The sequence below is a fragment of the Bradyrhizobium sp. P5_C11_2 genome (assembly GCF_054049755.1).
This window is the reverse complement of the sequence record NZ_JBFULT010000747.1, coordinates 1-3,000: the sequence shown is the minus strand read 5'-3', so window position 1 is coordinate 3,000 and position 3,000 is coordinate 1. Positions and strand designations below refer to the sequence as shown.

Genomic DNA, 3,000 nt, shown 5'->3' with positions numbered 1-3,000 from the left:
ACGTTTGGACCACCGGACCTAATTCAGGAACATTGTACGTCTCTTGTCCATGCTTCGATTGAGTGTTCGCTTTCTCATCGAGGCGCTGAAACATCTCGCGCATGATCTCGCGACCCGTGTCGCCGATTGTGTGAAGCACGTTAGTGATCTGGAGGTCGCTCAAGCCTTTCATCAGCGCGGAAAACAGCAGCACGCTGAGCAAAAGCAACGCGGCGACCACGAAGCCGGAGACCATCGGCACGATCCCGGACTCATTGCGATCGACATAGAGCAGAACGGAAAGGGAATAAGTAAACGTGGCGATGAACACACCCAGCGAATGAAACAGCTTTGGGTCGCGAGCTAAAAGGAGAACGAGCCTCGGTGAGTATGCAATGGCACTGAATTGCACCATGACCAGGCCGACAGTAAACACGATACCAGTGAGCGAGATCATGCCGGAAGCGACAGCCGCAAGAATGCCTGAGCCGACGCAGCGGAAATGCCGGAATTGTAAGGAAAGTATGCCTGCTCAAGTCGTGTCAGCGTGATCCCGCAGAGGAAACTCGCAGCAGCGTAAATGACCGGAATCAACCAGAGAGGCATCTGACTGCACCCCTTCAGCTTGCCTGCGGCTGGACCGATTGCGTTCCGCAGCCCCTCGGAAGCATGATGCAGCATCGCGAACGTTTCAAGGTCGCCGATGGTCCGCTTGTGGCCCTTCGGCGACGTCACGCCGGCTGTGAGATACGTCTGCTTTCAGGTAATGAGCGGACCCACTGCACCCGCAAAGTCCGCAGCTTCCGCTAAGCGCTCAACACCCGCAGCCTTGAAATGGTGCCACTGATTCATCCCTCGTACTGACACTCTCATGCAGATTGCATGAGGACGAGAGATGGACGATCCCCGCAAGTTTGAAGAGCTGGTGCAGTTCAGGGCGCCGGCAAATCTGTCGGAAGCGATAGACACGGCAGCAAAACAAAGGTGCCAGTCGAAATCTGATTACATCCGTCAATCGGTCGTTGATCGACTTCGTTCGGACGGTGTCAATCTGCATCCGTTTGCTGGGCGGGCGTTGGGTGCATTTTTTGCGCTCGCGCTATTCGCTTCGAATGCGCTGGCAGCGGGCACCATCCCTGGCATCAGCATGACCCAGCAGCTTGACGAGTTCGCCAAACCGCTCAGCGGCGGGAAGCTTTTCCTCATCCAGGCCGGCACCACGGCCGCCCCGCAGAACTGCTACCAGGACACTGGCCYCACCTTGGCTTGGCCGAACCCGGTCACGCTCGATGCTGCTGGGCGCATTCCCCAGCTCTTCTGCGCTGATGGATCGATCAAGGTCCGACTGACCGACAAGAACGGCAATCAGAAGCTCGTTCAGGACAATCTGCTGATCGTCGGTCCTTCGGGCGGCGGGGGCGGCGGCGGAACGGTCGACCCGACGACAATTTTCCAGACTGGCGCCTTCATGCAATTTTATGGGACCGGGGTCTTGTCAGGCTGGGTTCGTTGCAACGGTCGAACGATCGGAAATGCTAGTTCGGGCGCTACTGAGCGCGCCAATTCCGATACCCAGGCGCTGTTTGCTTATCTCTGGGGTGCTGATAGCAACCTTGCGGTCGGCGGAGGGCGGGGCGCCTCGGCGGCTGCTGACTTTTCTGCCAACAAGACATTGGCACTTCCAGATTGCCGAGGCCGCGTCCTCGCCAGTCTCGACGACATGGGCAACAGCGCTGCATCGCGTCTTACTTCAAGCTACTTTGGATCCACTGCAACGACGTTAGGCGCGGTTGGCGGTGCTGAAAGTCAAACGCTTACGGCCGCCCAAATGCCGTCACACAATCACGGCGTCACCGATCCGGGCCACAGCCACCCCTATTTTTTGGGTTTATCTTCGTCCCCTGGCAATCTTTCCCTTTCGGCTACTGCCAATTCATCCAGCGGCGCAACAAACACGGCGACCACGGGCATCACGATCCAGAACACTGGCGGCGGTAGCGCGCATCCAATCGTCCAGCCGACCATCCTCGCTACAACCTACATTAAAATGTGAGCCCACATGATTACGTTGAATGGCATTGACGTGCAGAAACTTGCGGGAGCTGCTTGATGGCTCCTCCCGTTCTCAGGCTCAAGATTCTCCCCAAGCCAGTCATCAAGGGGAAGATGGATGTCCGTTTTCCAGGCAGGGTCACGACAACGAGCCCGATCCTGCTCGACAAGACGGGCGGCAACTTCACGTTCAGCATGGATATCGATGCCCTTGCCGAAATGTTGGGGCCATACTTTCAGCCGAACGAGCTCTCGGATCAACACATTACGGCGGCTGGGCCGGTCGAGATCGATGCGAACGCTGGCATCGTGCGCGTCGATCAGACGGCTGGCGCAGCGATCACGCTTAACCTGCCTTTGGCAGCGAGCAAAACCTGCCCGGTCCTTGTGTGCGATTGGAGAGGTGATGCCGGCACCAACAACATAATGATTCTGCCGAGTGGGTCCGAAACAATCCAGGGCCGCTCTTCATGGAAGATTGCGGGCGACACAGGCAGCATCTTCCTCCGTCCTATTCCAGGTGTCGGGTACGCAAGATGAACCGAATCTCAAAGCTTTTCGTGGCCGCCGCTTTGGCTGCATTTTTTGTGGCTCCTGCTCAGGCGCAGAACGCCGGAACCGTCACTGCAAACGCTTTCGCTGTCGGGAGCGGGCCGGGCGTAGATGGCTTTCTCTCGGTCCTGTGTACCCAAGCGCAGATCGCCATCGGGCAGAATGCCGCCAAGCCCATCTGCGCTGCGTTGTCCGGAGACGTGACGATGACCGCTGCCGGCGTCACGGCTATCGGCGCCAGCAAGGTCACGAATTCGCAGCTCGCCACRATGGCGGCGAACACCACAAAATGCAATGCGACGGCAGGCACGGCCAACCCGACCGACTGCAATGCTTCGACCATGCGAACCAACATCGGCGTGGTGATCGGGACGAACGTTGAGGCGTGGGACGCTGATCTGGATTGTCTCGCAGCGC

General features: G+C 58.2%; 3 protein-coding genes and 1 pseudogene. 3 read left to right on the top strand and 1 reads right to left on the bottom strand.

All coding sequences use genetic code 11. From position 1 onward, the window contains the following. A partial coding sequence (locus tag ACXJL8_RS37935; protein WP_456686699.1) for a DUF2254 family protein occupies positions 1 to 436 on the bottom strand: 436 nt, incomplete at its 3' end. A gap of 438 nt (positions 437 to 874) precedes the next feature. Here ACXJL8_RS37935 and ACXJL8_RS37930 point away from each other — a divergent pair. From ACXJL8_RS37930 to ACXJL8_RS37920, 3 genes and pseudogenes are all read left to right on the top strand, one after another. Further along, on the top strand, positions 875 to 2,032 hold the full coding sequence (locus ACXJL8_RS37930) for a phage tail protein (protein ID WP_456686698.1): 1,158 nt from the start codon (positions 875 to 877) through the stop codon (positions 2,030 to 2,032). A 56-nt stretch (positions 2,033 to 2,088) separates the two neighbouring features. After that, entirely contained in the window at positions 2,089 to 2,571 is a 483-nt protein-coding gene (locus ACXJL8_RS37925; RefSeq protein ID WP_456624360.1) for a hypothetical protein, read from the top strand. Beyond that, positions 2,568 to 3,000, top strand: a pseudogene (locus ACXJL8_RS37920) (hypothetical protein); the annotation flags it as partial. The gene ACXJL8_RS37925 and the pseudogene ACXJL8_RS37920, both read left to right, overlap by 4 nt.

Bases quoted from the DNA above. Each gene is read 5' to 3' on its own strand.
- ACXJL8_RS37925 (WP_456624360.1), top strand. From the start codon at position 2,089: ATGGCTCCTCCCGTTCTCAGGCTCAAGATTCTCCCCAAGCCAGTCATC.